The following is a 23,294-nucleotide window of genomic DNA, read 5'->3' on the forward strand; positions in this document are numbered from 1 at the left end:
TGGTTGGTTAACAGGAGTAATGTATTTAAAGATAGAAAATTTTTATAAACAAAAAGCCGGACGTTTGTCCGGCTCATTCAAAAATAAAGAAATTATGTTTTATAGCATCATACCGCCCGATACTTCTATACGCTGTCCGTTTATCCAGCGGGCTTCATCGGTACATAAAAAGGCAACCACTCCGCCAATATCATCCGGTAAGCCTACGCGGCCTAAAGCGGTAACAGAAGCTATTTGATTGTTAACCTCTTTGTTGTCTCTTACATGGCCACCGCCAAAGTCGGTCTCAATAGCGCCCGGAGCAACAATGTTAGCAGCAATTTTACGCGGACCTAATTCTTTAGCAAGGTATCTTGTAAGTACTTCAATGGCTCCTTTCATAGATCCGTAGGCAGATGATCCGTTAAAAGAGAAACGTGCCAGTCCTGAAGATATGTTTATAATACGCCCGCCTTCATTGATATAAGGTAATGCCTTTTGTGTAAGGAAAAACACTCCTTTGTAGTGAATATTGAATACCTCGTTTACCTGTTCTTCGGTAGTGTCTTCAAAATTGGAATATAGTGCTGTTCCTGCATTGTTGATAAGAAAATCGAAGTTAGGACTTCCGGTGTTTTCTTCAAGATGTTGGGTGGCTTTTTTAATAAAACCTTCAAAAGATGATACATCGGCAGTGTTTAACTGGTAAGCAATAGCTTTTTGTCCTAATGATTTGATTTGTGCAACTACCTCGTCTGCTTTTTCCTTATTGCTGTTATAAGTAAATATTACATCAATTCCTTTTTGTGCAAGGCTAACTGCCATGTTTCTGCCTAAGCCACGGCTACCGCCTGTAACTATAGCTATTTTGGTTCTTGTTTCCATATTAATAAAAATCAATTTTTAGTTGTTATTATTTTATGGTACAAAGTTCCGTCAAAAAGCCAAGGTGCGGTTTGCAAACATCAATCGGTTATTTGTAAAATTCAAATATAGGGTTAGGATCTAAAGGTAAGCGGAGCCAGTGAGGTTTGTTTTTTAAAGAAATTAGAGAAATGGGCAACTTCTTCAAACCCCAGGCTGTCGGCTATTTCAGATACATTCCAGTCGGTTTGCTTTAAAAGGATTTTTGCTTCCTGTAAAATACGTCCGGTTATAATGTCGGTAGTGGTTTTACCTGTACTTTCTTTTAGTACTTTGTTGAGGTGGTTTACATGTATGGCAAGTCTTTCGGCGTACTCTTTTGCTGTGCGTAACTGTAGTTTTTGGGTAGGAGACTCTATAGGGAACTGGCGTTCTAAAAGCTCTATAAAAAGAGATATGATACGTGTTGATGCATTTTGCTCTGACCGAAGGGTAGAGGCAGGCTGTAGTTTTTGTCCGTAATGTATAAGCTCTGTAAGATAGTTACGTAACAGGTCGTACTTGAATTCGTAATCAGAGTTGATTTCCTTTTGCATCTTTCTGAAAACGAGTTCGATTTCATCTGCCATTGCATCATCTATTTCAAAAACAGGATATCCGCCCGACTGGAATATTGGCAGATCGTCTATTACCAGTCCGCTTTTATTTTTAATAAGGAACTCATGGGTAAAAACACAAAACAACCCTCTCTGGTTCTCATCTAATGGATACCAGTGGTAAGGTACTTTTGGTGTGGCAAACAGCAGGGCGTTTTTCTCAACGTTAATCACCTTATCGGCATACTCGGCGCGGTTTTTCCCTCTAATCAGGCTTATTTTGTAATAGGCTCTCCTGTTATAGGGCATTACATTTTTTTGCTTTACCTGTTTTATGGTTTCCGAAATGTCAAACACATTAAAATGCCCTACCTCTTTACTTATACCCGGAGGTAAAAGAGTGTCTAAATCCTTGCCTGTAAAGTTTACGGCTTCTTTATAAAATTCTTCGAGCGATGTGTTTTTAATGGTTTTCATAACTACCGTTGTTTGCAAAATTCAAAGGTAGTAAATGTTTTTTTAAAAGCAGGTAGGTTAGGTAGTTCATAACTTTTTATATACTTCCTTATATTCCTCGTCAGTTATGTACCCTACAATTTTGATGTCAAACTTCTTAGTTTTATCGTTATAATCCAGTTCAATTTTTTCGCCATGAAGGAATAGGAACAGTCCGTCGGTTAAAAAGTAATCTTTATTTTCTACGTATGGAGTATTGAGGTGATTACTATATTTCGTATGATTATGGATTTTCGAAAGTTGTTGTGTTTCGGTTATTATAATATTACAAGGTTCAAACCTACACATGGCAGATACATGAGCGAATAAAGTTTTTGTTTGATTAGCTTTTACAGTATCCTGATTCATGCCTCCTGCAACCAAGCCTAAATCTCTAGTTGTTTTATTTTTTAATGTAACAGTTCCTCTTTTCGTATTATTTACCGGTCTTATAACAAAAACAGAACAACAGCATCCCTGATAGATTTCATAGGTTTCACCTTCTTTGAATTTGGCAGGAAATCGTAATGTGTCGTTATAACTAACAACCTCAAGTAAGTCAAATCCTTTTTTATTAATAGCTATATTTATTATGGTGTCTTTTTCTCCAAAATACTGATTGTTGATTTTAAACTTTACATAGCTGGTTGTGTCCCGATAGCTTGGGTGCACAACTTTGTGGTGTATTGTTACAGTTTGTGATTTGAGATTTGAAAAGCAGACTGTAATCAGGATAAGTGTAAACAGAATTTTTTTCATAAAAACTATTCTATTAAAAATGATAACATTCAAATAAACAAAATATTATGATAGGATTAATCCTATTGTTTTTTATAGATGTACTACACTCCGGTATGGATACTTATTTAATGCTTTTATCTCTCTTCAAAAAGCCTTAACTTTTTTGAATATGTTATTAAAATAAATAGGTTTTAAAAAACTTAAAAAGGAAATCATTTTAATAAAAAAGACCTCCTGAGTAAGGGAGGTCTTTTTAACTGTATTAGTTTAGTGTTTTTTCTAAATGTTGCCTTACTTCTTCGGCTGTTGGGTTTACAGCTATAACAGTTCCGGTTTTATCAATAAGGAATACTTTGCCTCCAGCGCTTGGGATACCGTATTTTTGCCATATTTTATTTTCTCCATCTACATCTGTTAATTGTAACCATGGCCATTTTTCTTTTTCAAGAAATTTAGTAAGTTTTTCTGTATTATCCTTTTCTCTTGCAACGCCAATTACGGTAAAGCATTTGTCTTTAAAATCATTGTACACAGGTACCATGCTCTTGCTTTTTGCAATACAAGGGGCACACCATGTTGCCCATAAATCAAGTAAAGCTACTTTTCCTTCAATTTGGGTTGATAGTGTTATCGGGTTACCGTTCAAATCAGGAGCTGTGAAGTCTATAAATTTTTTACCTGCTTTAATGCTTTTTCCTTTAATAAGATTAAGTGCTACCTCATTATAAGGATGGTTAGGAAAGTTATTTGATAACTTTTCGTAAAGCTTGTAGGTTTTGTTAACGTCAATAATGTCTTGGTTTATTAAATTTTCTAAAAGCAGGTAATAAGAAACAATAGAGGAAGGATTATTTTCTGCCCATTTTATTCTACTTTTTATAATTTTAGAAACTTTTTCATTAAAAGCCTTTCCTTTAGTAGTGTATACTTGATTAAGTCTTCTTAAACTATCTGTTTTTTTTAGCCAGGTATTTTTATCGGTTGACATTAGCTTATCAGCATCCAGGAATGCTTTTGTTCTGTAGTTTCCTTCCTCCTTAAGCTTTGTTTCCTCTTGGTTGAGGCTTTTCAGTTTTGTATTATATGCATCATTAATTGTTTTATACTCTTTATTTAACTGCCCTCCTTCTACTGTGTTTTTATCAAAATTTTCTTCTGAATGTACAGTAATATTTATATCTGTGTTTTCAAGGAATATCAATGTAAATTGACCTCTTCTCGTCTCCTTTGCTTTACCTAAAAAAAGCTGATAGCTTTCAGGGTTTTCTATGTGGGCTATATACTCAAATTTACCATCAATAACAGGTATCTCTATAGCAGGCTCAGTTAAGTCTTCATAGGGTCTTACGAGTATTACAGACTCAGTGTCAGTGTCAACAACAGTACCGTTTATATGGCAAACGTCTTCTTTTTTGGAACAGTTAATTAATAATAATGCAGTAAATAGTAATACTAATTGGTTTGAAAATTTCATTTTATTGGTTTTGTAAAGTGTGATGTCAAAAATAGGGATTTTCTTATGTAATTACATAATTAAACTTGTTACTCTTTAGTGTGATACTCCATCCAACTTTCAATTCTGCCTACATACATTTTAAGGTAGTTTTCCGATAGGAAAATATTAGACCAGTCAAAACGTTGTGACTGCACGCCCAGATAAAAAATAAAAACCGCAGCTGCTGCATGAGGAATAATATTCAGTTGCTGTTGTGAAAGTGTATTTATACTTTGATATCCGTTTATAAAAGCCTGGGCTTTTTTACTGTATACCTCTTTGTTCGGTTCAATAATAAACAGATGTTTGCAAAAGTAAGCTACGTCTAATATCAACGGTCCGTTACCAAAGAAATCAAAATCAAATACCGTTACCTCATTCTCATTGGTAATCGCCATATTGTCGTACCACATATCCATGTGTACCACACCCTGTTCTAAAGGTATTAGTTCAAACAGTTGCTTTATGTCATTACCCAAAGCTTTTAGATACTGCATTTCAGGAAGATCATCATGAAAATAGGTATTGGCATATTGGTACGGTAGTTCGGTAAGTGTTTGTGTATTATAATTAATTCGCTTAGAGGTTTTACTTTTTGTTGCCTGATGGAATTTACCCATTATCGTGCCGATGTAAAAACAGGTGTCTTCGTCTATAAAGCGTACTTTCCCTCCCTCAGCAAATGAAAAGACAACTGCATAGCGAATCCCTTCGGGTGCGTTTATTTCCTGAATGTAATTACCATTTGCATCAGGGACAGGGTAGGAAATATTCAGTCCCTTTTCTTTTAAAGATAAAAGCAGGCTTATCTCTTCTTCAATTTCCTGTTTAGTGCGCCAGTTATGGCAATATAACCTAAGTACATGTTTGTCGCTCTTACCTGTTAACATATAGGTGTGATTCATTCCGGTACGGAAAAGAGAACAGCAAGTGCTGTTGTCTAGATCATATTGCGAAATGATAAAGTCGCCAAGTTCTTTTGCATTAAGGATCGATCTTGTTACAGGGAAAGTTTTCATGCCGGTTTCTGACTAAAGGGCGGCAAAAATAGTAAAGATTAGTTTAATCCCATATAAAAGGACGATCTATACCCATTGCTCTTAAATAGGAAAGAAACTGGCCGGCGTGAACAGATTCATGATAACCTATGCGAAGCAAATATGCGGCAAGATTCTTTTTTTTGCCGTTACCGGGATGCGTTATTTGTGTTTCTTCAAGTTCTTTTTGGGTAAACTTTTTAATGCTGTCTAAAAACGTTTGGCGATGAGGTGATGCAAATTCCAGTTCATCCTGTACACTTGTGTAAGGAAGATTTTCCCATGGTGTGGTATAGTTTGTCATGTCTCCCTGATTAATTATTATGTTCCATCCGTAATCAGCCTGTAATACATGGCGTATTAATTCTATTGCTGTCATGGCATCATTATCAGGTTTCCAGTTGTAATATTCTTTAGGAAGGCTTTCCCAAAGAATAATACTCCTTCGTCTTATTTGTTCCAGGTGATTGATAATAATTTCGTTAAGTGTCATTTTGGATGGTTTAAATATGTAAGGTGTTTATGAGAGCTGTGGTAAAATTAAAATATTAGCAGAAGTTTAAAAACAATAAAATAAAAAGTTCAGGTTTCCATTGTAGTTTTTTATTTTTAGAAGCAGAATGATTAATTATCGCTATTTATTTTGTTATGTTTCTCATATCTTTTCCTGTAATAGCAAAAAATAGAGATATAAAATATTTTATCAATCAATTTTTATAAATGAATCTTCAACCGTTAAAAATACCATCAGGCTGGACAGTAGAGTGGAATTTGTTGACCGAAACAGATCCGACGTATGAAACTATACATGAATTTGCAGGTAGTTTACTGCTGGTAAATTCATCAACACGATTAAAAGCTATTGATGTATGCTGGCAACCGGAAGCCGATATTAACGGCGCATACCAACTGCAGGTTGTTTTACTATTGCCAAAATTTAACAGCAAAAAAAATACAATTGAGTATGAAGGTGTTTGGGAAGCTCCAGAACTGGAGTTTATAACCCAAAACCGACTGGAATTAGTAGAAAAGCTAAATGATTTACTATTTACTTTAAAACCATATAGTGATACTCGGATTTTATTAAAACCGGGTATTGTGGATGAACCTAATGAGGCTATAAGACAAGATTTGTTAGCGAATGGTTTAACAAAAGAGGTTACGGAAAGCATTATGGCCTCTAACCATAAAAAACTTCAGGAGCTGATTTTAGATCATAAAGATGTTTCTAAAGAAATTGTGAAGGAATTATTTCAATGTGGAGCAGGGAAAGGCGTTAAAAATAAAGCGAAACAGTTACTGAACAGTAAGGCGTTTAAAAAAGAATAAAATAACAAAAAGCTCCATTGAAAACTGGAACTTTTTGTTGGTATGGCAGAAAGGCTCTAGGTTATTACAAAATTTTTTATATCAATAAGTTGTAGGTTTGCAAAGGTTATGGTTACGTGTTCCGTGATATAGCGAAATCTATCCAACATTTAAACCTGATTTAAGATAATTTAATTAGTCAATTGTAATATCTGCAATAGCTTTTTCCATAGCTATTTCCTTAATTCCGGGAACTTTAAGACCTTCGGCTCGGAATACTGTAAGGTTTGTCATCCCCAAGAAGCCAAGGAAAGCTTTCAGGTAAGGGGCAACAAAATCATTAACTTTTCCCGGACCTTCTGAATAGATGCCACCGGATGCCATGGCTACATATACTTTTTTACCGGTTACCTTTCCAACAGGGCGGCCGTCTTCCCCATATCCAAAAGTGACTCCGGCTCTGGTAATATGGTCAATCCATGATTTTAGAGATGAGGGAATTGTAAAGTTGATAAGCGGAGCGCCCATTACAATAATGTCAGCTTTCATTAATTGTTCAACCAGTTGGTCTGAGAGGCTAATAGATTTTCGGTCATTTTCAGTCATTTGCTCTTCAGGAGTAAAGAAAGCGCCTAGTACTTCCGGAGTGAGGTGTGGTAGTCCAAGCTCTACAAGGTTTAATTCTTCAATAGTACTTCCGGGGTATTTATCCTGAATTTGTTTCACTATAGTATCTCCTAACTTAATACTATATGACTGTTTACCCATCAGGCTTGATTTAATATGGAGAATTTGTTTCATAAGTGTAAAAATGATTTGTATTTAATAGCAAAGGTATGGTTTGGAGGTATGTAAAAGATAGTAGTTACCTAATGGAAAGCGGTTACTTTTAGGGAAGTTACTATCTTTGCTCTATGGAAACAATTGAAAATAAAGTACTTCCAACGAAAGAAGAATGTGCAGGGTCGCTCAAAAACGTTTTTGATGCTATATATGTTTTAAATGGAAAGTGGAAATTGCCATTAGTGCTTTGTCTTATGCATTCTTCAAAACGCTTTAATGAAATTCAGAAGGAAATAAAAGGCATTTCGCCAAAAGTATTGGCTAATGAACTGAAAGATCTCGAATTAAATTTTCTGATTAAGCGTAATGTGTATCCAACAACTCCGGTTACCATTATTTATGAAGCTACAGACTATAGTCATACACTGAAAAATATACTGGCTGAATTGAGTAATTGGGGTGAGAATCACAGAAACAAGGTAAAAGGTAAAATTTAAATAAAACATATAATATTTACTGTCTATGTCGCCATCATAATGTATTTCTATGGTTACATCGTTACATCCTGTCGTCAATATTATTTGTCTGACCAATGCATAATTTGGATTTAGACAAGCTGTAGATTATATATACTGTATACATTTTGTAAGGTGATTAAAATAAAAAAGCTCCAGTTTTCACTGAAGCTTTTTTGTCGGGGTGGCAGGATTCGAACCTGCGACCTCCTGGTCCCAAACCAGGCGCGATGACCGGGCTACGCTACACCCCGTTTCTCCGTTAAGAGGTTGCAAATATACTACTAAAAATCAATTTTCAAAGCCTATAGCAAAAATTTATTTTTGCATAGTCAAATCTGATATATAAGTGTAGTTATTTTTTTAATTAAAACTTACATTTGCAACTCTTTGAATTAAAACTAACAGTTAAAACTATGTCTGATTCTATCGAAAAAATAAAATGTCTTATCATCGGTTCAGGTCCTGCAGGTTACACTGCGGCTATTTATGCTGCAAGGGCAGATATGAGTCCGGTTATATATACAGGTATGGAGCCTGGAGGTCAGTTAACCACAACTACCGAAGTTGATAATTTTCCGGGATACCCTGAAGGTATTGATGGACCTACCATGATGGTGCAGCTGCAACAGCAGGCTGAGCGTTTTGGTACAGAAGTACGTATAGGGATGGTTACCGCTATTGAACTTAGTAAAGAACACGGCGGATGGCATAAAGCCACTATTGATAATAATAAAGAAGTGCATGCGCAAACTGTAATTATATCTACAGGAGCTACGGCTAAATATCTTGGGTTACCAAGTGAGCAACGACTTAGAGGTGGTGGAGTTTCTGCCTGTGCGGTTTGTGACGGTTTCTTTTACAGAGGCCAGGATGTGGCTATCGTAGGGGCAGGGGATACTGCTGCCGAAGAGGCTACTTACCTTGCAAACATCTGTAAAAATGTTACGATGCTTGTAAGAAAAGATTTCATGAGAGCTTCTAAAGCAATGCAACACCGTGTAGAAAACACACCTAACCTAACCGTACTTTATAATACTGAAGTTGATGAGGTGCTAGGTGAGCAGGTTGTTGAAGGTTTAAGAACAGTAAATAACCAAACAGGTGAGAAAACAGAAATCCCTGTAACAGGTTTATTTATTGCTATTGGTCATAAACCAAACACTGATATTTTTAAAGGTCAGCTTGATATGGATGAAACAGGTTACCTTATCACTCAGGGTAAATCTACCAAAACAAACTTACCGGGTGTATTTGCTTCCGGAGATGTTCAGGATAAAGAGTACCGACAGGCTATTACAGCAGCCGGTTCTGGTTGTATGGCGGCTCTTGATGCCGAGCGTTACCTTGCAACACTTGATAATCATTAATATTTGTCATAATGATATAAAAAAAGCAGTGCTATTGCACTGCTTTTTTGTTTTATAGATGTTTACTTTTATAGTTCTCTCTTGTAAATAGAGGCACTGTCGGCAAAAGTTTTAAGCTCTATTTTAGCATCTCCGTAAAAGCCTATTTCGGCTTTTCCTTTGGCGGTGATTACAGCTGTTTCGGCTGCCATAACGTTTGTGTTTGAATATCCTTCGGCAACCAGTTCAAGGTTTTTAACCGTAAATTTAGCCCCGGTAAACGATGCACTATTGTCTACTCTTAACAGGGCGTTTAATGCATCACCTTCTATAACTGCCTCACTTTCCTGGTACAGATCAAACTTAGAAGAGTTTGATGCGGCAACCAGTGCCTTAAGAGTAGCTTTTTTGCTTAACTCAAAAACACAGTCATTTCCTTTATAGTTTATTTCGGCTTTCGTTTTGTCGTTTAGATATAAACTAAAGTTAGATGCCTTTACGTTTAGGTAGGATTTAGAGTAATCAAAGTTTTTAACGGTGATAGTATCTACTTCAAGGTCGGCAAGGGCATTAATAACAGTTTCGTGCCTTCCCGTTACACTTTTAAGATTTTCGGTATAGGTCACCCTAATAATAAATTTTTCAAAACGGGTAACGTCTTTAGAAGTGTAAATCCTTAGTGTACTTCCGTTTACATCTGTTTGGATAACTTCGTGCAGGTTGTCATCAGCTTCAATCTCAATACCTTCTCCGGCACCTTTAACAAGAAAGATTTCAACGTTATCTTCCACTTCAATATTTTCAAAAGCTGTTACTTCCCTTTGGGAAACGGTAACATTTTTGGTTCCTTTTATTTTGTCTTTGCGCTGTGCGAAAGCTGCTGTGCTAAGCAGTACTGAGAATACGATTACTATAAACTTTTTCATATTATTATTTAGAAACGGTTTGTAGCAAATATATAAAAAAACACCGGCGGTAATCGGTGTTATAACGTAGTAAACGATAAAATTATTCTGCTGGTTTATGATTGTAACTGAGTATGCGTGACATTTTCCACTTTCCGTTTTCCAAAAGCCACAAGTGAGTAAATTTTGCCGTTCCGGTTTTTCTTTCCACACCGTTTTCTACAATATAGAACTCGTGGTCACCACTAAGTATAGCTCCGTACCCAACCATAGGGTGTACCTCAAAGGTGCTTAGTACAGGTTTACGCAGTATTTTTTGTGAACCGTTGCAAATGTTTTTACGTATGCTTTCCATCAGTTTATCACAGCCTTTACTAATACCTCCCTTGTCGTGGTAAAATTCTACATCGTCTGTAAAAAAAGTTCTCGATTTTTCAAGGTCGCAGGTGTTGTAGGCTTCAAACGCAAGGCTGTCTAAGGTAATTATTTTAGCTTCGAGTTCTTTTTGTGTTTCCGGGAATTTGTCCTGACCAGTAACAATGCCTGTTGTTAATGCAGCAATAAGAATAATTAATTTTTTCATGACTGATAGTTTTTTGATTGATGATTGATGATAAAATAAAAAAAACACTGTGGTCAGCAGTGTTTTTTAGAAATGGCCGGGAGGTTAATCCTGTTTTACAGTGCCCCCCGAAGAAGTGTTTTTATTTACTGTTGCAGGATTTCCTGCAAATAATACCGATCCTCCGCTTGATGCTTCGGCATCAAGGCTGTTACTTGTGTTAACCAAAACTGTACTACCACTTGAAGCTTCGGCGTTGGCTGCGTTTACTGCTAAGTCCTTTGCATTAATATTACTTCCGCTGGAAGCATCTGCTTCCAGTTTTTGAGCTTTTCCTTTTACTTTAAGGGAGCTTCCGCTACTAGATTCGGCTCTTACATTTACAGCTTCTGCACTTACTTCAAGTTGACTGCCACTGCTGGAAGATAAACCCAGGTTTTCACTTTTAATAGTGTTTTTGCTAATAATATTAGCACCCGATGATGAAGCTATTCTTTCTATAACCGGCATGGTAACTATAACCTTTTTTGAGGTTGCTTTTTGTATACCTACGTCGGTTGTGATAACAAGTTCGCTACCTTCAATTTTTGTAGATATGTGTTCCTGCAAATTTTCGTCGGCTTCAACAGTTATTTTTTTTGGGTTCCCTTGTTCAATAACAACTTCAAGTCCGCGGTTCCCTGATACCGATGTAAAATTACCGTCGGCATTCCTTTCGGTGGTTACTACGTTTCCGTCTCCGTTTATCCCAAATCCGCAGGATGAGAATAATAAAGCGGTCACTATGGCTATTACGGCTTTTGTGATATGAGTTATAATTTTTGTCATGATTTTGGTTTTAGCTGGTTTAACTTATTGTTTTTAATTGATTGTATCTTTTTGCTTGTCTTTTATCTGGATACTAATATTGGTATTACCCTCAGATACTTTTATATGACCATGTGCCTCAAGGTTGTTTTCTTCCATTTCTTCATCTTCCATTTCCTCTGCCGGGCAGTCAAGACAATCAAGATCATCACCATTTAGCTGGTATATGTGGCTTTCGTCATTATAAGGAATGTACAATGAGTAATCACTCCTGTGGTAGTGCCTAATACTTTTGTCAGCATTTATAACAGTGCCTTCCGGTAGGTATACATAAACCTTAACTCTTTGACTCCTGAATTTGTTTTTCAAATCGGTAACCAAATAATTGTCTAAAGTTAATTTATTTCCTTCTAAATCAAAATTATAGTTTATTTTTTCGGCTCTTTTCCTAGCGTCGCTTATAGTACCCCCTTCGGCTACTTTTTCAACTTGTATATATGGAGTATCGGCATCGGTTTTCATAAAGAATAACTGTATGCTGTTTGAGAATATCAGGTTATTGCCTGTTGTGTCTTGTGTAATCCTGAAATCAGTATTGCGGTCTACAGTTTTTGCATAAAATTCATTATAGCTGAACTTTATATTTAATGTATCTGTAGGGCTAATCAGTATCTGTTCCTTTTTCATTACTTTACCGTCATAAGCTACTTCGGTAGCCTGCCTGATGCCCAGGTAGATTGAGAAAGCAATTGAAATCAACCATATTCCTAATAAGCTATATTTAGTAACATTGCCTACAGGTTTAGGGTTTTCTACCAGTATTTTAAGACCTAAAAGGAATAGGAAGAAAAACGGTATGCCTATAGTTAGTAACCCAATTAAGGCTAAAATCCATAATGGGACTTCGGTATAATTGGCAAAGTTCATAACATCATGCCATGGTCCGCCTGGTACGGCTGATGTAAATAAAACTGTAAAGAAGAATATTATAAGTCCTCCAAGAGTTGTGGCTGAAAATATAAGTATTATAGCCCCAATTACTTTAGAGATAGCTTTAAAAATAGCCATGAATACACTGCCTATGCCGTTACCTATTCTTTCGGCTCCGGTTTTTGCGTCGTTTCCCAATTTGTTGTAGTCTACATTTTGAAGTTTTGAGGAAATACTGTCTATTTCCTCACGAACCTTTTTTTCTATATTGGAGATGTTTATCTGTTCGCCTTTCATTTCAAGTTTTTCGGTAGTGGTAATGGCTTTTGGTATAAGTATCCAAAGCAGGATATAAACCAGTAAGCTGGTACCAAATGAAATAAATGGTGAAATAATAAAGATTATCCTTACCCATAAAGGATCTATCCTGAAGTAATGTCCAATACCCGCACATACACCCGCAATAATACTTGATTCTCCGTCACGGTAAAACTTCCTTGTTCGGTGTTCCGGATTGTAGTAAGTGCTACCGGAATAAGATGATGAAGAGTCTGCTGTAGTGTCTTCGTCAATTTTATAATCTTCCGGTTGCCCCATAATGGCAATAACTTCGTCGATTTCTCTGGTACCTACAACCTGTTTATCGTTTTTGATCTTGTCAGACAAAAGCTCCGCAATTCTGGCTTCAATATCATTCATGATCTCTTCTTTGCCGTCCGGAGACAGAGATCGTTTGATAGCATCAAAATAACGATTTAGTTTTTGATAGGCATCTTCGTCTATATGAAAGAAAAAGCCTCCTAAATTTATACTTACTGTTCTGTTCATGACTGTGAGTTTTGACTTGTGATTACGTTTACTGCGTCGGACAATTCTGTCCAGGTGATACTTAGTTCTTTTAAAAATTCTTTACCTTCATCGGTTAAGCCATAGTATTTTCTTGGTGGCCCCGATGTTGATTCTTCCCAGCGATAGCTTAGAAGACCGTCGTTTTTAAGCCTGGTAAGCAAAGGGTAAACTGTACCCTCTACCACCAGCATCTTTGCGTTTTTTAAGGTATCAAGAATTTCTGATGTGTAGGCATCTTTCTCTTTTAAAATGGAAAGGATGCAAAATTCCAATACCCCTTTACGCATTTGCGCCTTTGTGTTTTCAATGTTCATAAGACTCCTGTGTTTTAATTGAACTGTTCATTTTTTGATTGATGATTGATGATGATTTGATTGATGATTGAAATAGGGTTGGCTGATTTGTTTATTTAATAAATTTTATTGTTAAAGGGTAATTGTAATTTTCTCCGTTACTGTTTCTTACTGATGCATACATTATTAAAAAGAATTCCAAAACTTTCATTGCTATCAGGATCAGTACGGCTAATATAGCTATGGTTGCAATGCCTGTTATTTTCTCGGCACTAAACTGTTCGTGTACAAAATGAAACTCATTAACAGCATTAAAGCTCAAATCACTTAGTGTAGTATATAGTAAAAGTGGTATGGCTATAATGATAAGTAGTAATGAATATAAAAAAAGACTAAGCTGGAAGTTTATTATTTGTTTACCATTATAGTCTACAAATTTTGAATCCTGCTTTTTAAGGCTCCATATTAATGTAGGGAATATAAAGTTTCCAAACGGTATAAAATACTGTGTATATGCGCTAAGTTGCATTAATATGGCTGTGTTACGGTTTGCTGTGGTTTCCATAGTATATGGGTATATCTATTAATATTCTATGCAAATATATGGTTTAAAAAAGGTATTATGCAATACAAAGTACCTAAAATTAACATAATTTTAACAAATTAAAAAAGATATAATATTCACTATTTAATTGTTATATTCGCATGTAAACCAACTACTATGAACTTCACACCAACTAAACTCAATACCTTTTTAATGGTAAAATTACCTTCGGCCTACTTATGCGGAGTGCGGGTAAAACACATTACAAAAGAGCAGTGCATTGTAAAAGTAAGGCACCGCTGGATGAACCAAAATCCGTTTAACTCCATGTATTTTGCTGTTCAGGCTATGGCTGCCGAATTAACTACAGGTGCTCTGGTTATGTATCATATACAAAATAGCGGTAAAAAAATATCAATGCTCGTAGCAAACAATAAAGGGAACTTTACCAAAAAGGCTAAAGGACTCATAACTTTTACGAGTAATGATGGTAACCTTATTGAAGAAATGATCCATAAAGCTATTGAAACAGGAGAGGGGCAAACCTTCTGGATGAAGTCAATAGGGGTAGATGAGGCGGGAGATCAGGTCTCTGAAATGGAGTTTGAATGGAGTATTAAGGTTAAATAATTTGTAAGGATAAAATCACAAATTTCAGTTAAAGCTTATTGTTTAACTTTTATTTAAATATTCAGGTTTTAACTTTGTTAAAAAAGCAACTATGAGAGTTTTGATAACCGGTGCTACCGGGCTAGTAGGGAACGAACTGGTTTCTTTACTGCTTAACAGAGGTATTCAAATAAACTATCTTACCACATCAAAAAGCAAAATAAGAAAAGATGATTCTTATACAGGGTTTTATTGGAATCCTGAAAAAGGAGTTATAGATGAAGATTGTATTAATGGAGTTGATGTTATAATTCACCTTGCAGGTGCTCCTATCGCTAAACGTTGGACGGACAGTTATAAAAAAGAAATACTAAACAGCAGAATTGTAACTACAAACATGCTCTATAATCTACTTAAGAGTAAGGAGAATAATGTACATCAGTTTATAAGTGCATCGGCAATAGGGATATATCCTGATAGTATGGATGAGGTTTACTCTGAAGATAATACAGTTGTGGATGATTCTTTTGTTGGAAAGGTAGTTGAGAAATGGGAAGAAGTAGTAGACAAAATCAAAGAGCTAGAAATAAGAGTAGCCAAAATAAGAATAGGCCTTGTGCTTTCATCTAAAGGAGGTATGCTTGCAGAACTGGCAAAACCTGTTAGTTATGGTGTAGGCTCAGCATTTGGTTCAGGCAAACAAATACAATCCTGGATTCATATAGAGGATTTAGTAGAGATATTTTTCTATGTATTGAATAATGAAATGGAAGGTGTGTTTAATGCTGTGGCGCCTTATCCTGTTAGCCAAAATGATTTGGTTAAATGTGTTGCCAAGGTTTTAAAGAAACCATATTTTATGCCTAATGTGCCTAAGTTTGTAATGAAAATGATGCTGGGAGATATGAGTATGTTAATGTTTACAAGTCAGAATGTCAGCGCAAAAAAAATAATAGCGACAGGGTATCAGTTTAAATTCCTTTCGCTTGAAAAAGCAATAGCTAATGAGCTAGTGAAATAAAAAAACCTCCTGCGAAACAGGAGGTTTTTATTTTTAATGATAAAAGCTATTATTTAGCAGCTTTTACATTTACTTTAATTTCAATTTCATCATCTACATATTTGTCACCAAGGTTGTCAAATATACTTTTAGATGAGTAGTTTACTTTCCATAAAGTTCTGTCAATTTTAAAGCTTTCGCTTACAAGAGTAACAGCCTCCGGAGTAACAGTAATAGTTGCAGGGAACTTAATGTTTTTAGTAGTTTCCTTAAGTGTAAGGTTACCTTCTACCATAGTTTTGCCTTCTTCCTGAGTGATACCTGTAATTTCAAAAGTACCTGTAGGGTATTTGTTTACGTTAAAAAAGTGGTCTGCAGTTTCTTCTTTACCTAAACCTTTAAGGTGTCCTTCAAGATCCTCTTTACCGTTACCAGCCTCAAGATCGGTTACAGTGATAGAGTTCATGTCTAAAGTAAATTTACCAGACTCTACAGAATCATTTTTTACAGCAAACTCACCTTCACTGATTTTAATAGTACCTGTGTGTTTTCCTGTTGGTTTAGAACCTGTCCAGTCAATCACAGACTCTTCGGTGTTAACATTGTATTTTACGGCTTCTGCAGTAGCTTCTTTAGCTTCAACTGCTTCTGTTGTTTCAGCGTTATCTGTATTGTCTTTTTTACAAGATACAGTTAAAGCAAGTGAAGCACACAACATAAGTAGGGTAAACTTGTTTTTCATATTATTTTATTTAGATGAATAATTGACACAAATCTAAACAAATTCCGTAAAAAATAAATGTGACAATTTGACATTTATATCTATTTGGCAATACATTTGCACTCGGTTTTGAACTATATAATAATGTTTAAGAAAATATTCAAAAATATGAGCCAGGAAAATTCAGAAAATGCTGAAAAAGATTTAACACAGGAAAATGTGATTAATGAGAGTGAAGAAACAGTAAATGAAGGTATTGCATCTGCCGAAGAGTTGACTCAGGAAGAAAAACTTAAGGAAGAGCTGGCTAAAGAAAAAGATAAGTTTTTAAGACTGTTTGCAGAATTTGAAAACTATAAAAAAAGAACATCTAAAGAAAGAATTGATCTTTTTAAAACTGCCAATCAGGAAGTACTACAGGCTATGTTGCCAGTACTTGACGATTTTGACAGGGCAATGGCTCAAATTTCAAAAACTGAGGATGAGGTTATGCTAAAAGGAGTAGAGCTTATACATAATAAGCTTAAAGATACGTTAGTATCTAAAGGTCTTGAATTAGTTGATATTAAAATTGGTGACGATTTTAATGCTGATTATGCAGAGGCTATTACTCAAATACCTGCCCCAAGTGAAGATCTTAAAGGGAAAGTGGTTGATGTAGTGGAAAAAGGTTACAAGCTTGGAGAAAAAATTATCCGTTTCCCTAAAGTGGTTATAGGTAACTAATTTTAAGGAACAGAAAAAAGCAAACACAAGGATGAAAAAAGATTATTACGAAATACTTAGTATTGAAAGGACTGCTACTACAGAGCAGATAAAAAAGGCTTACCGAAAGAAGGCCATAGAGTATCACCCTGACAAAAACCCTGGTAACAAAGAGGCAGAAGAGAACTTTAAACTGGCTGCAGAGGCTTATGAGATTCTTAGTGATCCTAATAAAAAAGCCCGTTACGATCAATACGGTCATGCTGCTTTTGAAAATGGCGGCTTTGGCGGTGGCGGAGGTATGAATATGGATGACATATTCAGTCAGTTTGGCGATATCTTCGGAAGTGCTTTCGGCGGAGGCTTTAGCGGCTTTGGCGGTTTCGGTGGTGGCGGAGGCCAGCGCAGAATGAAAGGAAGTAACCTTCGTATAAAAGTAAAACTTACCCTTGAAGAAATTGCTAACGGTGTAGAAAAGAAAATCAAGGTTAAGCGTAAAGTACAGGCACAGGGAGTTAGCTTTAAAACCTGTCCTACCTGTAATGGTACCGGTCAGGTAATGAAAGTTACCAATACTATATTAGGTAGAATGCAAACTGCCTCGAGTTGTCACTCATGTGGCGGTACAGGTCAGATTATTGAATCTAAACCAAATCATGCCGATGCTCAGGGTATGATAATGGAAGATGATACAGTATCAATCAAAATACCTGCTGGTGTTGCAGATGGTATGCAGCTTAAGGTTTCGGGCAAGGGTAACGATGCACCGGGTAATAACAGCATACCTGGTGATTTAATTGTTGCTATTGAAGAAATAGAGCACGAAACATTAAAACGTGAAGGTGAAAACCTGCATTTGGACCTTTATATTAGTTTTGCAGAGGCAGCTTTAGGTACTAATAAAGATATAGATACTGTAAACGGAAAGGTTAGAATTAAGCTTGAAGAAGGTATTCAGTCGGGTAAAATATTAAGGCTTAAAGGTAAAGGTGTACCTAGTATAAACAGCTACGGAAGTGGGGATTTACTGGTACATGTTAATGTATGGACACCTAAAAAACTGACTAAAGAACAAAAGCAGTTTTTTGAAAATTCATTAACTGACGAAAACTTTACTCCTAGCCCCGAAAAATCAGATAAATCTTTTTTTGAAAAAGTTAAAGATATGTTTTCATAATTTAAGATAAATTTATATATTTGAAATTCACTAGGTAACTAGTGGATTTTTCTTTTTCATAGCAATTTTTCCCATCCTTATGCCAATAGGGGTGGGTTTTTTTATTTATCTTTATAACGCATCAAATACTGTTTTATTATGAAGAAAAATATTATTAAATCAATTTTTGTCCTTAGTGCGGCAATATTCCTTACAAGTTGCGGAAAAGATAAAACCAATAAAGTACACTGTGGTGTTGAAATGTCGGCATTTCAGGCTATGGAACTTAAAAAAATAGGTAATGGTGGTTATACCTTTTCTGACGACGATAAAAAATTAGCTGCAGATATTATCGAAACCCTAAAAGGGCTTTTTGATAATAAATACGACATCAATTTAGGTTTTATAGAAAAGGATGATCAAAAAATAAGCCTTTATGTAATTGTGCCTGATGATGAGGAAGTGATTGATAAAGTAAGTTGCTATTTGATGCAGCATGATTTTGACGGTAGATTGCCTGAAACAAGAAACCTGTTGTTTTACACAGATTCTTATGATAAAATCCTGATAGGTATTAAAACCGATTCTTCTGCAGAAGAAGAAAGTGCAGAGTAATAATAAGATATAAAATTATTTAAAGGCAGCACACAGCAATGTGTGCTGTTTTTTTATACCTCTTCGAGGGAAATGATTTTTTTATTGAAAAGCTCTGTTACATCCTCCATTTCAGGGTTTATAGTCCATACTTTAAAGCCTAATAGTTCGGCGGCATCAGTATTAAACTTTTTGTCGTCTATAAGCAGGGTTCGCTTTGGCTGAATATCGTGATTATTTATAATGTAAGTGTAGGCCTCTTGTTCTGGTTTTCTAATGCCAATTTCATGAGAGAAATATACGCGTTCAAAACACTGATAAAAATCCATGTAGAATGACGCTCCCGCATCATGCTCAAATTTTTCTATATGTATGGGGTCGGTGTTGCTAAGAAGGAATAAACGGTAGTTGGCCGATAGTTTTTGTAAAAATTCCAGTCTGTGTAGCGGGAAATCCCCAATACCTGCGTTCCATGCTTCTCTAATTGCAATTGGATCAGCATTTGGTATATAAGCCTTAATTCCTCTTATAAAATCATCCTCCTTAACTTTGCCGGTTTCAAATTTTTTTTCCAGTTGGTCCAGTTCTTCCGTCCATTCCTTTAGTCCAAGTTTTTTCAGCGCATTGTCGCGGGCTTCATTATCTTTATTGATAAAAACGTCGCCAAAATCAAATACGATAGTGTTAATCATGATTTCTGAAAATTAAAAGTTCGTCATTGAGTACAAAGTACTTTTCTTTTGCTGTGGCTTGTAATGCCGGCGCTTTTATTCCTTCATGAAGAAGGGTTTTACCTTTAAAAACCCTTGCTTCGTCCCACAGGTTTGCATCAATAAACGTTTGCAGGGTTTGCCTGCCGCCTTCAATTATAACCGACTGTAAGTTGTGGTTATAAAGTACATTAGCAATCGTTTGTGGGAGATTACTATCAAAATTTATTTTTTCAAAAAGGAAACTCCCTAAATTAGGTAAATTCTCTTTTTCTGTCAAAATAATTGTGTTTATTTTTTGTTTTTTAACAAAATAACTGTCAGATATTCGGTTTTTTCTGTCTAAAATTACACGTGTTGGATTGTTTCCTGTCCAGTCTCTTACGTCCAGTTTTGGGTTGTCGTCTAAAACAGTAGTGGTTCCTGCCAGTATTGCCATCTCTTCACTGCGCCATTTGTGAACCAGCTGGCGGGAGTAGGTATTGGTAATCCATACGGGTTTTTTATCTTCATTGTTTCTCGTTTCCGGTAACGGACTCAAAAAACCATCGGCTGTTTCGGCCCATTTTAAAATGATATAAGGACGCTTTTTTTCGTGATAGGTGAAAAAGCGACGGTTAAATTCACGACATTCTTTTTCCAGTACGCCAACAATCACTTCCCTGCCGGCTTCTTTAAGTTTGCGTATGCCATTACCGGCTACTTTCTCATGCGGATCTGTAGTGCCTATTACTATGGTTTTTATCTGTTCCCGTATAATCAAATCACAACACGGCGGAGTTTTGCCATAATGACTGCATGGCTCGAGGCTCACATAGAGTGTGGAAAGTGGTATTAAGTGTTGGTTTTGGGGCTTTACCGAATTAACACAGTTTACTTCGCCATGAGGTCCGCCATAGGGAGAGGTGTGTCCTTCTCCTATAATAATATCATTGTATACTAAAACCGCACCTACCGATGGGTTAGGCATTGCTTCTCTTAATCCGTTTGCTGCCAAATCAAGGCAACGCTGCATGTATATTTCGTGATTCATGGGCGATGAAGTAGTAAGAAATCAAAGTTACAAAGTTTTGTGCAGCCGTAAATCCATTATTGGTTAGTTTTGTACTATGGATTCAGTTATCATCAGACCAATAGCACTTGCCGACAATAAAATTGTGGCAAAAGTAATACGTGATGTGCTTATAGAACATAATGTTCCTAAGGTAGGTACTGCCTATGCCGATGTGTCACTTGACAGTATGTTTGAGACTTATACGCAAAATAACAGTGTTTACTTTGTTATTGAGAAAAATGGCAAAATTATTGGAGGTGCTGGTATAGCACCATTGGAGAATGGACCCGGTGATGTATGCGAGCTGCAAAAGATGTATTTTCTTGCTGAAGCACGCGGACTGGGTTTAGGAAGCCTTATGATGGAAAAATGTCTTGAAAGCGCTTCTGGTTTTGGTTTTAAAAAATGTTATTTAGAGACCATGCCTTATATGGAAGATGCACAAAAACTGTATAAAAAATCGGGTTTTGTATATCTGGATGCTCCAATGGGTAATACCGGACATAATTCGTGCCCGGTGTGGATGATAAAAGAACTGAACACAAATGAACATTAGAGAATACCGCGCCTTTTTTTTAGATACGCTAAGCAAAGCCTACGATACTGCTGAAGCGGAGAGTCTTTTTTATATATGCCTTGAAGAACTTAAAGGCTGGAAAAAAGTTGACTTGGCAATGAACAGCAATGCCGAACTGGATAGGGTAGAACTTGTTAAATGGAATGAAGTATTAACTCAACTGGAGCAGGAGAGGCCTATACAGTATATTTTTGGTAACGCTCATTTTTACGGACTGGAATTTTTTGTTGATGAAAATACCCTGATACCGCGACCTGAAACAGAGGAGCTTGTAGAGTGGATTATTAATGAAAATAAAGGAAAGAAAGATATTAAAATACTTGACATAGGTACTGGTAGTGGTTGTATTGCTATAACCCTCGCTAAAAACCTGCCTCAGGCTAAGGTGTATGCCATAGATGTTTCTAAGGATGCTTTGGCTAAAGCAAGAGGTAATGCCGTGCGCAATGAGGTAGATGTAACTTTTATAGAGAAAGATATTCTTGTGGCTGATTCATTACCGGAATCTTTTGATGTTATCGTTTCAAATCCACCTTATGTCCGTAATCTGGAAAAGCAGGAAATAAAGAATAATGTACTACAGTATGAGCCGCACCTAGCACTTTTTGTAGATGATAACGACCCATTGCTTTTTTACAGAAAGATAGCTAAGCTGGGTGATGAGTCGCTTGCTGCTAACGGGAAAATTTATTTTGAGATAAACCAGTATTTAGGTCCGCAAACTGTTACCATGCTTCAGGAAGAAGGCTATAAAAATGTTATCCTTAAAAAAGATATTTATGGTAACGACCGTATGGTGTCGTGCGATATTTAAATAGAAATAGATTATTCGTATCGTAAAGATTCTACCGGATCTAAAGAAGCGGCTTTAACAGCAGGATACGCCCCTGATATTATAGTAACAACTATAATTGTGGTTAAGGCAGCCATTGTAGCTCCCCATGGCATAGGGAAATCGGTTTTCATTAATAGGGATGCGCCATAACCTGTGAGTAAACCTAATACAATACCAAGCAAACCTCCTAAAAAGCTTATTATTAGTGTTTCTGTAAGAAACTGTCCGGCTATGGTATTTTTTTTGGCACCAAGTGATTTGCGCACTCCAATTTCGCGGGTTCTTTCGGTTACCGATACCAGCATGATATTCATAAGTGCTATGGTAGAACCAAAAACGGTAATGATACCAATGCACCATGCAGCATAATTTAAAATATTGATTTGCGACATAAGGCGTTGTAACAATTCGTCACTTCTGGCAATACCAAAATTATTATCCTCTACAGGGTTTAGTTTTCTAACCCTTCTCATGGTAATGGTAGCTTCATCTATAGAGCCGTCAAGCATATCCTTGTTTTGGGTTTTAACCTTTATGTCATAATTAATGTTTGGAGCGGTAAATAACGATCTTGCTACCTGTATAGGTAATAAAACTCTTAAATCCTGCCTGTTGCCAAAGGTAGATCCCTGTTCTTTTAATACACCTATTACTTTGAATCTTGCACCTCTTATAGAGATTGTTTTTCCTATTGGGTTAACATCTTTTAAAAGTCCTTTTTCAAAGTCAGAGCCTACTATGCAAACGTAGTTGTTGTTTTGTATGTCAAAAGTAGTAAAGTTTCTGCCTGATGTTGTTTCCAGTCCGGAGTTACCAATAAAATTATGGTCTACACCAAGTACGCTGATTTCAGGGTCTGTTTTTTCTGAACCGTATTTTACTTCTATATCACTTGCTGCAGTAAAAGATAGCGATACTGCCGATCCTGGAAAGTGATACTTGTCCTGAAATGATTTTGCCTGTGGGTAGGTAATGTTCGGGTTTACTTTTGCAGTCCTGTCGTTTTGTCTTATCTGTTGGGAAAAGTCATAACGGCTAATAGAGAAAGTGTTGGTTCCCATTGCCGAAAAGTTACCGGTAATAGTATTTTCAAGTACCTTAACGGTGGCAAGTATCCCTACAAGCGCCCATATACCTACACCAATAATAATAACGGTAAGTATGGTGCGCAGGAGTTGCGTTTTAATGGAACTAAAGGCAATTTTGGTATTTTCCCTTAACAGGCTAAACATAGATTTTGCAATTTAGCCACTAAAATACATAAATTGTTTTAGCTATTTG

Annotated in this window: 27 protein-coding genes and 1 tRNA gene; 10 read left to right on the forward strand and 18 right to left on the reverse strand. The window is 36.2% G+C overall.

The annotated features are described in order from the left end of the window. Positions 1 to 99 precede the first annotated feature (99 nt). The 6 genes from V3Z67_RS03460 to V3Z67_RS03485 all read right to left on the reverse strand — a co-directional run bounded on the left by V3Z67_RS03460 (position 100) and on the right by V3Z67_RS03485 (position 5,700). On the reverse strand, positions 100 to 864 hold the full coding sequence (locus tag V3Z67_RS03460; protein ID WP_330441988.1) for an SDR family NAD(P)-dependent oxidoreductase: 765 nt from the start codon (positions 862 to 864) through the stop codon (positions 100 to 102). 113 nt (positions 865 to 977) lie between these two features. Continuing rightward, positions 978 to 1,916 (reverse strand): helix-turn-helix domain-containing protein, encoded by a 939-nt coding sequence (locus tag V3Z67_RS03465; protein WP_330441989.1) that lies wholly within the window; start codon positions 1,914 to 1,916, stop codon positions 978 to 980. A gap of 66 nt (positions 1,917 to 1,982) precedes the next feature. After that, a complete protein-coding gene (locus tag V3Z67_RS03470) occupies positions 1,983 to 2,693 on the reverse strand; it encodes a hypothetical protein (protein WP_330441990.1) in 711 nt (236 codons plus the stop codon). A 244-nt stretch (positions 2,694 to 2,937) separates the two neighbouring features. Further along, positions 2,938 to 4,149 carry a TlpA disulfide reductase family protein gene (locus tag V3Z67_RS03475; protein WP_330441991.1) on the reverse strand — a complete coding sequence of 404 codons (1,212 nt, stop codon included), beginning with the start codon at positions 4,147 to 4,149 and terminating at the stop codon, positions 2,938 to 2,940. 68 nt (positions 4,150 to 4,217) lie between these two features. Continuing rightward, entirely contained in the window at positions 4,218 to 5,189 is a 972-nt protein-coding gene (locus tag V3Z67_RS03480; protein ID WP_330441992.1) for a phosphotransferase, read from the reverse strand. A gap of 43 nt (positions 5,190 to 5,232) precedes the next feature. Then, positions 5,233 to 5,700, reverse strand: coding sequence for a DinB family protein (locus tag V3Z67_RS03485; protein ID WP_330441993.1), 468 nt, complete (start codon positions 5,698 to 5,700; stop codon positions 5,233 to 5,235). Positions 5,701 to 5,927: 227 nt separating this feature from the next. Between V3Z67_RS03485 and V3Z67_RS03490 the strand changes: the two genes are divergently transcribed. Then, complete coding sequence (locus tag V3Z67_RS03490; RefSeq protein WP_330441994.1) at positions 5,928 to 6,536, forward strand: hypothetical protein; 609 nt, start codon at positions 5,928 to 5,930, stop codon at positions 6,534 to 6,536. A 174-nt stretch (positions 6,537 to 6,710) separates the two neighbouring features. On the opposite strand, the gene V3Z67_RS03495 is transcribed toward V3Z67_RS03490, so the two are convergent. Continuing rightward, positions 6,711 to 7,316 (reverse strand): FMN-dependent NADH-azoreductase, encoded by a 606-nt coding sequence (locus V3Z67_RS03495; RefSeq protein ID WP_330441995.1) that lies wholly within the window; start codon positions 7,314 to 7,316, stop codon positions 6,711 to 6,713. A 113-nt stretch (positions 7,317 to 7,429) separates the two neighbouring features. Here V3Z67_RS03495 and V3Z67_RS03500 point away from each other — a divergent pair, with 113 nt between their 5' ends. Then, a complete protein-coding gene (locus tag V3Z67_RS03500) occupies positions 7,430 to 7,795 on the forward strand; it encodes a winged helix-turn-helix transcriptional regulator (RefSeq protein WP_330441996.1) in 366 nt (121 codons plus the stop codon). A 197-nt stretch (positions 7,796 to 7,992) separates the two neighbouring features. On the opposite strand, the gene V3Z67_RS03505 is transcribed toward V3Z67_RS03500, so the two are convergent. Beyond that, a tRNA-Pro gene (locus V3Z67_RS03505) sits at positions 7,993 to 8,067 on the reverse strand. Between the two features lie 162 nt (positions 8,068 to 8,229). Here V3Z67_RS03505 and trxB point away from each other — a divergent pair. Beyond that, a complete protein-coding gene (gene trxB, locus V3Z67_RS03510) occupies positions 8,230 to 9,183 on the forward strand; it encodes a thioredoxin-disulfide reductase (protein WP_330441997.1) in 954 nt (317 codons plus the stop codon). A 68-nt stretch (positions 9,184 to 9,251) separates the two neighbouring features. Here trxB and V3Z67_RS03515 read toward each other — a convergent pair whose 3' ends face one another. From V3Z67_RS03515 to V3Z67_RS03540, 6 genes are all read right to left on the reverse strand, one after another. Next, positions 9,252 to 10,088: a GIN domain-containing protein gene (locus V3Z67_RS03515; RefSeq protein ID WP_330441998.1), complete on the reverse strand. Its 837-nt coding sequence runs from the start codon at positions 10,086 to 10,088 to the stop codon at positions 9,252 to 9,254. 82 nt (positions 10,089 to 10,170) lie between these two features. Continuing rightward, positions 10,171 to 10,650, reverse strand: a complete 480-nt coding sequence (locus tag V3Z67_RS03520; RefSeq protein ID WP_330441999.1) for a nuclear transport factor 2 family protein — start codon at positions 10,648 to 10,650, stop codon at positions 10,171 to 10,173. An 84-nt stretch (positions 10,651 to 10,734) separates the two neighbouring features. Further along, complete coding sequence (locus tag V3Z67_RS03525; RefSeq protein WP_330442000.1) at positions 10,735 to 11,457, reverse strand: head GIN domain-containing protein; 723 nt, start codon at positions 11,455 to 11,457, stop codon at positions 10,735 to 10,737. 33 nt (positions 11,458 to 11,490) lie between these two features. Beyond that, on the reverse strand, positions 11,491 to 13,194 hold the full coding sequence (locus V3Z67_RS03530; RefSeq protein ID WP_330442001.1) for a PspC domain-containing protein: 1,704 nt from the start codon (positions 13,192 to 13,194) through the stop codon (positions 11,491 to 11,493). Then, positions 13,191 to 13,529 carry a PadR family transcriptional regulator gene (locus tag V3Z67_RS03535; protein ID WP_035130213.1) on the reverse strand — a complete coding sequence of 113 codons (339 nt, stop codon included), beginning with the start codon at positions 13,527 to 13,529 and terminating at the stop codon, positions 13,191 to 13,193. Before V3Z67_RS03535 ends, V3Z67_RS03530 begins: the two co-directional genes overlap by 4 nt. Positions 13,530 to 13,620: 91 nt before the next feature. Beyond that, positions 13,621 to 14,073: a DUF4870 domain-containing protein gene (locus V3Z67_RS03540; RefSeq protein ID WP_330442002.1), complete on the reverse strand. Its 453-nt coding sequence runs from the start codon at positions 14,071 to 14,073 to the stop codon at positions 13,621 to 13,623. Positions 14,074 to 14,229: 156 nt separating this feature from the next. Here V3Z67_RS03540 and V3Z67_RS03545 point away from each other — a divergent pair, with 156 nt between their 5' ends. Together V3Z67_RS03545 and V3Z67_RS03550 are read left to right on the forward strand one after the other, a co-directional pair. After that, complete coding sequence (locus tag V3Z67_RS03545) at positions 14,230 to 14,682, forward strand: DUF4442 domain-containing protein (RefSeq protein WP_330442003.1); 453 nt, start codon at positions 14,230 to 14,232, stop codon at positions 14,680 to 14,682. A gap of 91 nt (positions 14,683 to 14,773) precedes the next feature. Then, the gene (locus tag V3Z67_RS03550; protein WP_330442004.1) at positions 14,774 to 15,682 is read left to right on the forward strand and encodes a TIGR01777 family oxidoreductase; all 909 of its coding nucleotides are present in this window, start codon (positions 14,774 to 14,776) and stop codon (positions 15,680 to 15,682) included. A gap of 49 nt (positions 15,683 to 15,731) precedes the next feature. Here V3Z67_RS03550 and V3Z67_RS03555 read toward each other — a convergent pair whose 3' ends face one another. Continuing rightward, a complete protein-coding gene (locus V3Z67_RS03555; RefSeq protein WP_157482083.1) occupies positions 15,732 to 16,403 on the reverse strand; it encodes a YceI family protein in 672 nt (223 codons plus the stop codon). 147 nt (positions 16,404 to 16,550) lie between these two features. Between V3Z67_RS03555 and V3Z67_RS03560 the strand changes: the two genes are divergently transcribed. The 3 genes from V3Z67_RS03560 (at position 16,551) to V3Z67_RS03570 (ending at position 18,858) form a co-directional block, all read left to right on the forward strand. Next, complete coding sequence (locus V3Z67_RS03560; protein ID WP_442902256.1) at positions 16,551 to 17,108, forward strand: nucleotide exchange factor GrpE; 558 nt, start codon at positions 16,551 to 16,553, stop codon at positions 17,106 to 17,108. Between the two features lie 31 nt (positions 17,109 to 17,139). Further along, positions 17,140 to 18,264 (forward strand): molecular chaperone DnaJ, encoded by a 1,125-nt coding sequence (gene dnaJ / locus V3Z67_RS03565; protein ID WP_330442006.1) that lies wholly within the window; start codon positions 17,140 to 17,142, stop codon positions 18,262 to 18,264. A 138-nt stretch (positions 18,265 to 18,402) separates the two neighbouring features. Continuing rightward, complete coding sequence (locus tag V3Z67_RS03570) at positions 18,403 to 18,858, forward strand: hypothetical protein (protein WP_330442007.1); 456 nt, start codon at positions 18,403 to 18,405, stop codon at positions 18,856 to 18,858. Positions 18,859 to 18,911: 53 nt separating this feature from the next. Here V3Z67_RS03570 and V3Z67_RS03575 read toward each other — a convergent pair whose 3' ends face one another. Both V3Z67_RS03575 and ribD read right to left on the reverse strand, forming a co-directional pair. Further along, entirely contained in the window at positions 18,912 to 19,529 is a 618-nt protein-coding gene (locus V3Z67_RS03575) for an HAD family hydrolase (protein WP_330442008.1), read from the reverse strand. Continuing rightward, positions 19,522 to 20,580, reverse strand: coding sequence for a bifunctional diaminohydroxyphosphoribosylaminopyrimidine deaminase/5-amino-6-(5-phosphoribosylamino)uracil reductase RibD (gene ribD / locus V3Z67_RS03580; RefSeq protein WP_330442009.1), 1,059 nt, complete (start codon positions 20,578 to 20,580; stop codon positions 19,522 to 19,524). The genes V3Z67_RS03575 and ribD overlap by 8 nt, the downstream gene beginning before the upstream one ends. A 76-nt stretch (positions 20,581 to 20,656) precedes the next feature. Here ribD and V3Z67_RS03585 point away from each other — a divergent pair, with 76 nt between their 5' ends. Together V3Z67_RS03585 and prmC are read left to right on the forward strand one after the other, a co-directional pair. Next, positions 20,657 to 21,157: a GNAT family N-acetyltransferase gene (locus V3Z67_RS03585; RefSeq protein ID WP_330442010.1), complete on the forward strand. Its 501-nt coding sequence runs from the start codon at positions 20,657 to 20,659 to the stop codon at positions 21,155 to 21,157. Then, a complete protein-coding gene (gene prmC, locus V3Z67_RS03590) occupies positions 21,147 to 21,992 on the forward strand; it encodes a peptide chain release factor N(5)-glutamine methyltransferase (RefSeq protein ID WP_330442011.1) in 846 nt (281 codons plus the stop codon). Before V3Z67_RS03585 ends, prmC begins: the two co-directional genes overlap by 11 nt. 11 nt (positions 21,993 to 22,003) lie before the next feature. On the opposite strand, the gene V3Z67_RS03595 is transcribed toward prmC, so the two are convergent. After that, the gene (locus V3Z67_RS03595; RefSeq protein WP_330442012.1) at positions 22,004 to 23,245 is read right to left on the reverse strand and encodes an ABC transporter permease; all 1,242 of its coding nucleotides are present in this window, start codon (positions 23,243 to 23,245) and stop codon (positions 22,004 to 22,006) included. Between the last annotated feature and the right edge of the window lie 49 nt (positions 23,246 to 23,294).

The sequence above is a fragment of the Flavobacterium sp. C4GT6 genome, from assembly GCF_036347315.1.
Lineage (GTDB): Bacteria > Bacteroidota > Bacteroidia > Flavobacteriales > Flavobacteriaceae > Flavobacterium.

What these genes read in the sequence shown, in the direction of transcription:
- V3Z67_RS03595 (WP_330442012.1), bottom strand. Translation starts at nt 23,245, where the DNA reads ATGTTTAGCCTGTTAAGGGAAAATACCAAAATTGCCTTTAGTTCCATT.
- ribD (WP_330442009.1), bottom strand. Translation starts at nt 20,580, where the DNA reads ATGAATCACGAAATATACATGCAGCGTTGCCTTGATTTGGCAGCAAAC.
- V3Z67_RS03540 (WP_330442002.1), bottom strand. Translation starts at nt 14,073, where the DNA reads ATGGAAACCACAGCAAACCGTAACACAGCCATATTAATGCAACTTAGC.
- V3Z67_RS03585 (WP_330442010.1), top strand. Translation starts at nt 20,657, where the DNA reads ATGGATTCAGTTATCATCAGACCAATAGCACTTGCCGACAATAAAATT.
- V3Z67_RS03495 (WP_330441995.1), bottom strand. Translation starts at nt 7,316, where the DNA reads ATGAAACAAATTCTCCATATTAAATCAAGCCTGATGGGTAAACAGTCA.
- V3Z67_RS03535 (WP_035130213.1), bottom strand. Translation starts at nt 13,529, where the DNA reads ATGAACATTGAAAACACAAAGGCGCAAATGCGTAAAGGGGTATTGGAA.
- V3Z67_RS03460 (WP_330441988.1), bottom strand. Translation starts at nt 864, where the DNA reads ATGGAAACAAGAACCAAAATAGCTATAGTTACAGGCGGTAGCCGTGGC.
- prmC (WP_330442011.1), top strand. Translation starts at nt 21,147, where the DNA reads ATGAACATTAGAGAATACCGCGCCTTTTTTTTAGATACGCTAAGCAAA.
- V3Z67_RS03515 (WP_330441998.1), bottom strand. Translation starts at nt 10,088, where the DNA reads ATGAAAAAGTTTATAGTAATCGTATTCTCAGTACTGCTTAGCACAGCA.
- V3Z67_RS03545 (WP_330442003.1), top strand. Translation starts at nt 14,230, where the DNA reads ATGAACTTCACACCAACTAAACTCAATACCTTTTTAATGGTAAAATTA.
- V3Z67_RS03525 (WP_330442000.1), bottom strand. Translation starts at nt 11,457, where the DNA reads ATGACAAAAATTATAACTCATATCACAAAAGCCGTAATAGCCATAGTG.
- V3Z67_RS03520 (WP_330441999.1), bottom strand. Translation starts at nt 10,650, where the DNA reads ATGAAAAAATTAATTATTCTTATTGCTGCATTAACAACAGGCATTGTT.
- V3Z67_RS03500 (WP_330441996.1), top strand. Translation starts at nt 7,430, where the DNA reads ATGGAAACAATTGAAAATAAAGTACTTCCAACGAAAGAAGAATGTGCA.
- V3Z67_RS03570 (WP_330442007.1), top strand. Translation starts at nt 18,403, where the DNA reads ATGAAGAAAAATATTATTAAATCAATTTTTGTCCTTAGTGCGGCAATA.
- V3Z67_RS03555 (WP_157482083.1), bottom strand. Translation starts at nt 16,403, where the DNA reads ATGAAAAACAAGTTTACCCTACTTATGTTGTGTGCTTCACTTGCTTTA.
- dnaJ (WP_330442006.1), top strand. Translation starts at nt 17,140, where the DNA reads ATGAAAAAAGATTATTACGAAATACTTAGTATTGAAAGGACTGCTACT.
- V3Z67_RS03575 (WP_330442008.1), bottom strand. Translation starts at nt 19,529, where the DNA reads ATGATTAACACTATCGTATTTGATTTTGGCGACGTTTTTATCAATAAA.
- V3Z67_RS03490 (WP_330441994.1), top strand. Translation starts at nt 5,928, where the DNA reads ATGAATCTTCAACCGTTAAAAATACCATCAGGCTGGACAGTAGAGTGG.
- V3Z67_RS03480 (WP_330441992.1), bottom strand. Translation starts at nt 5,189, where the DNA reads ATGAAAACTTTCCCTGTAACAAGATCGATCCTTAATGCAAAAGAACTT.
- V3Z67_RS03485 (WP_330441993.1), bottom strand. Translation starts at nt 5,700, where the DNA reads ATGACACTTAACGAAATTATTATCAATCACCTGGAACAAATAAGACGA.
- V3Z67_RS03560 (WP_442902256.1), top strand. Translation starts at nt 16,551, where the DNA reads ATGAGCCAGGAAAATTCAGAAAATGCTGAAAAAGATTTAACACAGGAA.
- V3Z67_RS03475 (WP_330441991.1), bottom strand. Translation starts at nt 4,149, where the DNA reads ATGAAATTTTCAAACCAATTAGTATTACTATTTACTGCATTATTATTA.
- V3Z67_RS03530 (WP_330442001.1), bottom strand. Translation starts at nt 13,194, where the DNA reads ATGAACAGAACAGTAAGTATAAATTTAGGAGGCTTTTTCTTTCATATA.
- V3Z67_RS03465 (WP_330441989.1), bottom strand. Translation starts at nt 1,916, where the DNA reads ATGAAAACCATTAAAAACACATCGCTCGAAGAATTTTATAAAGAAGCC.
- V3Z67_RS03550 (WP_330442004.1), top strand. Translation starts at nt 14,774, where the DNA reads ATGAGAGTTTTGATAACCGGTGCTACCGGGCTAGTAGGGAACGAACTG.
- V3Z67_RS03470 (WP_330441990.1), bottom strand. Translation starts at nt 2,693, where the DNA reads ATGAAAAAAATTCTGTTTACACTTATCCTGATTACAGTCTGCTTTTCA.
- trxB (WP_330441997.1), top strand. Translation starts at nt 8,230, where the DNA reads ATGTCTGATTCTATCGAAAAAATAAAATGTCTTATCATCGGTTCAGGT.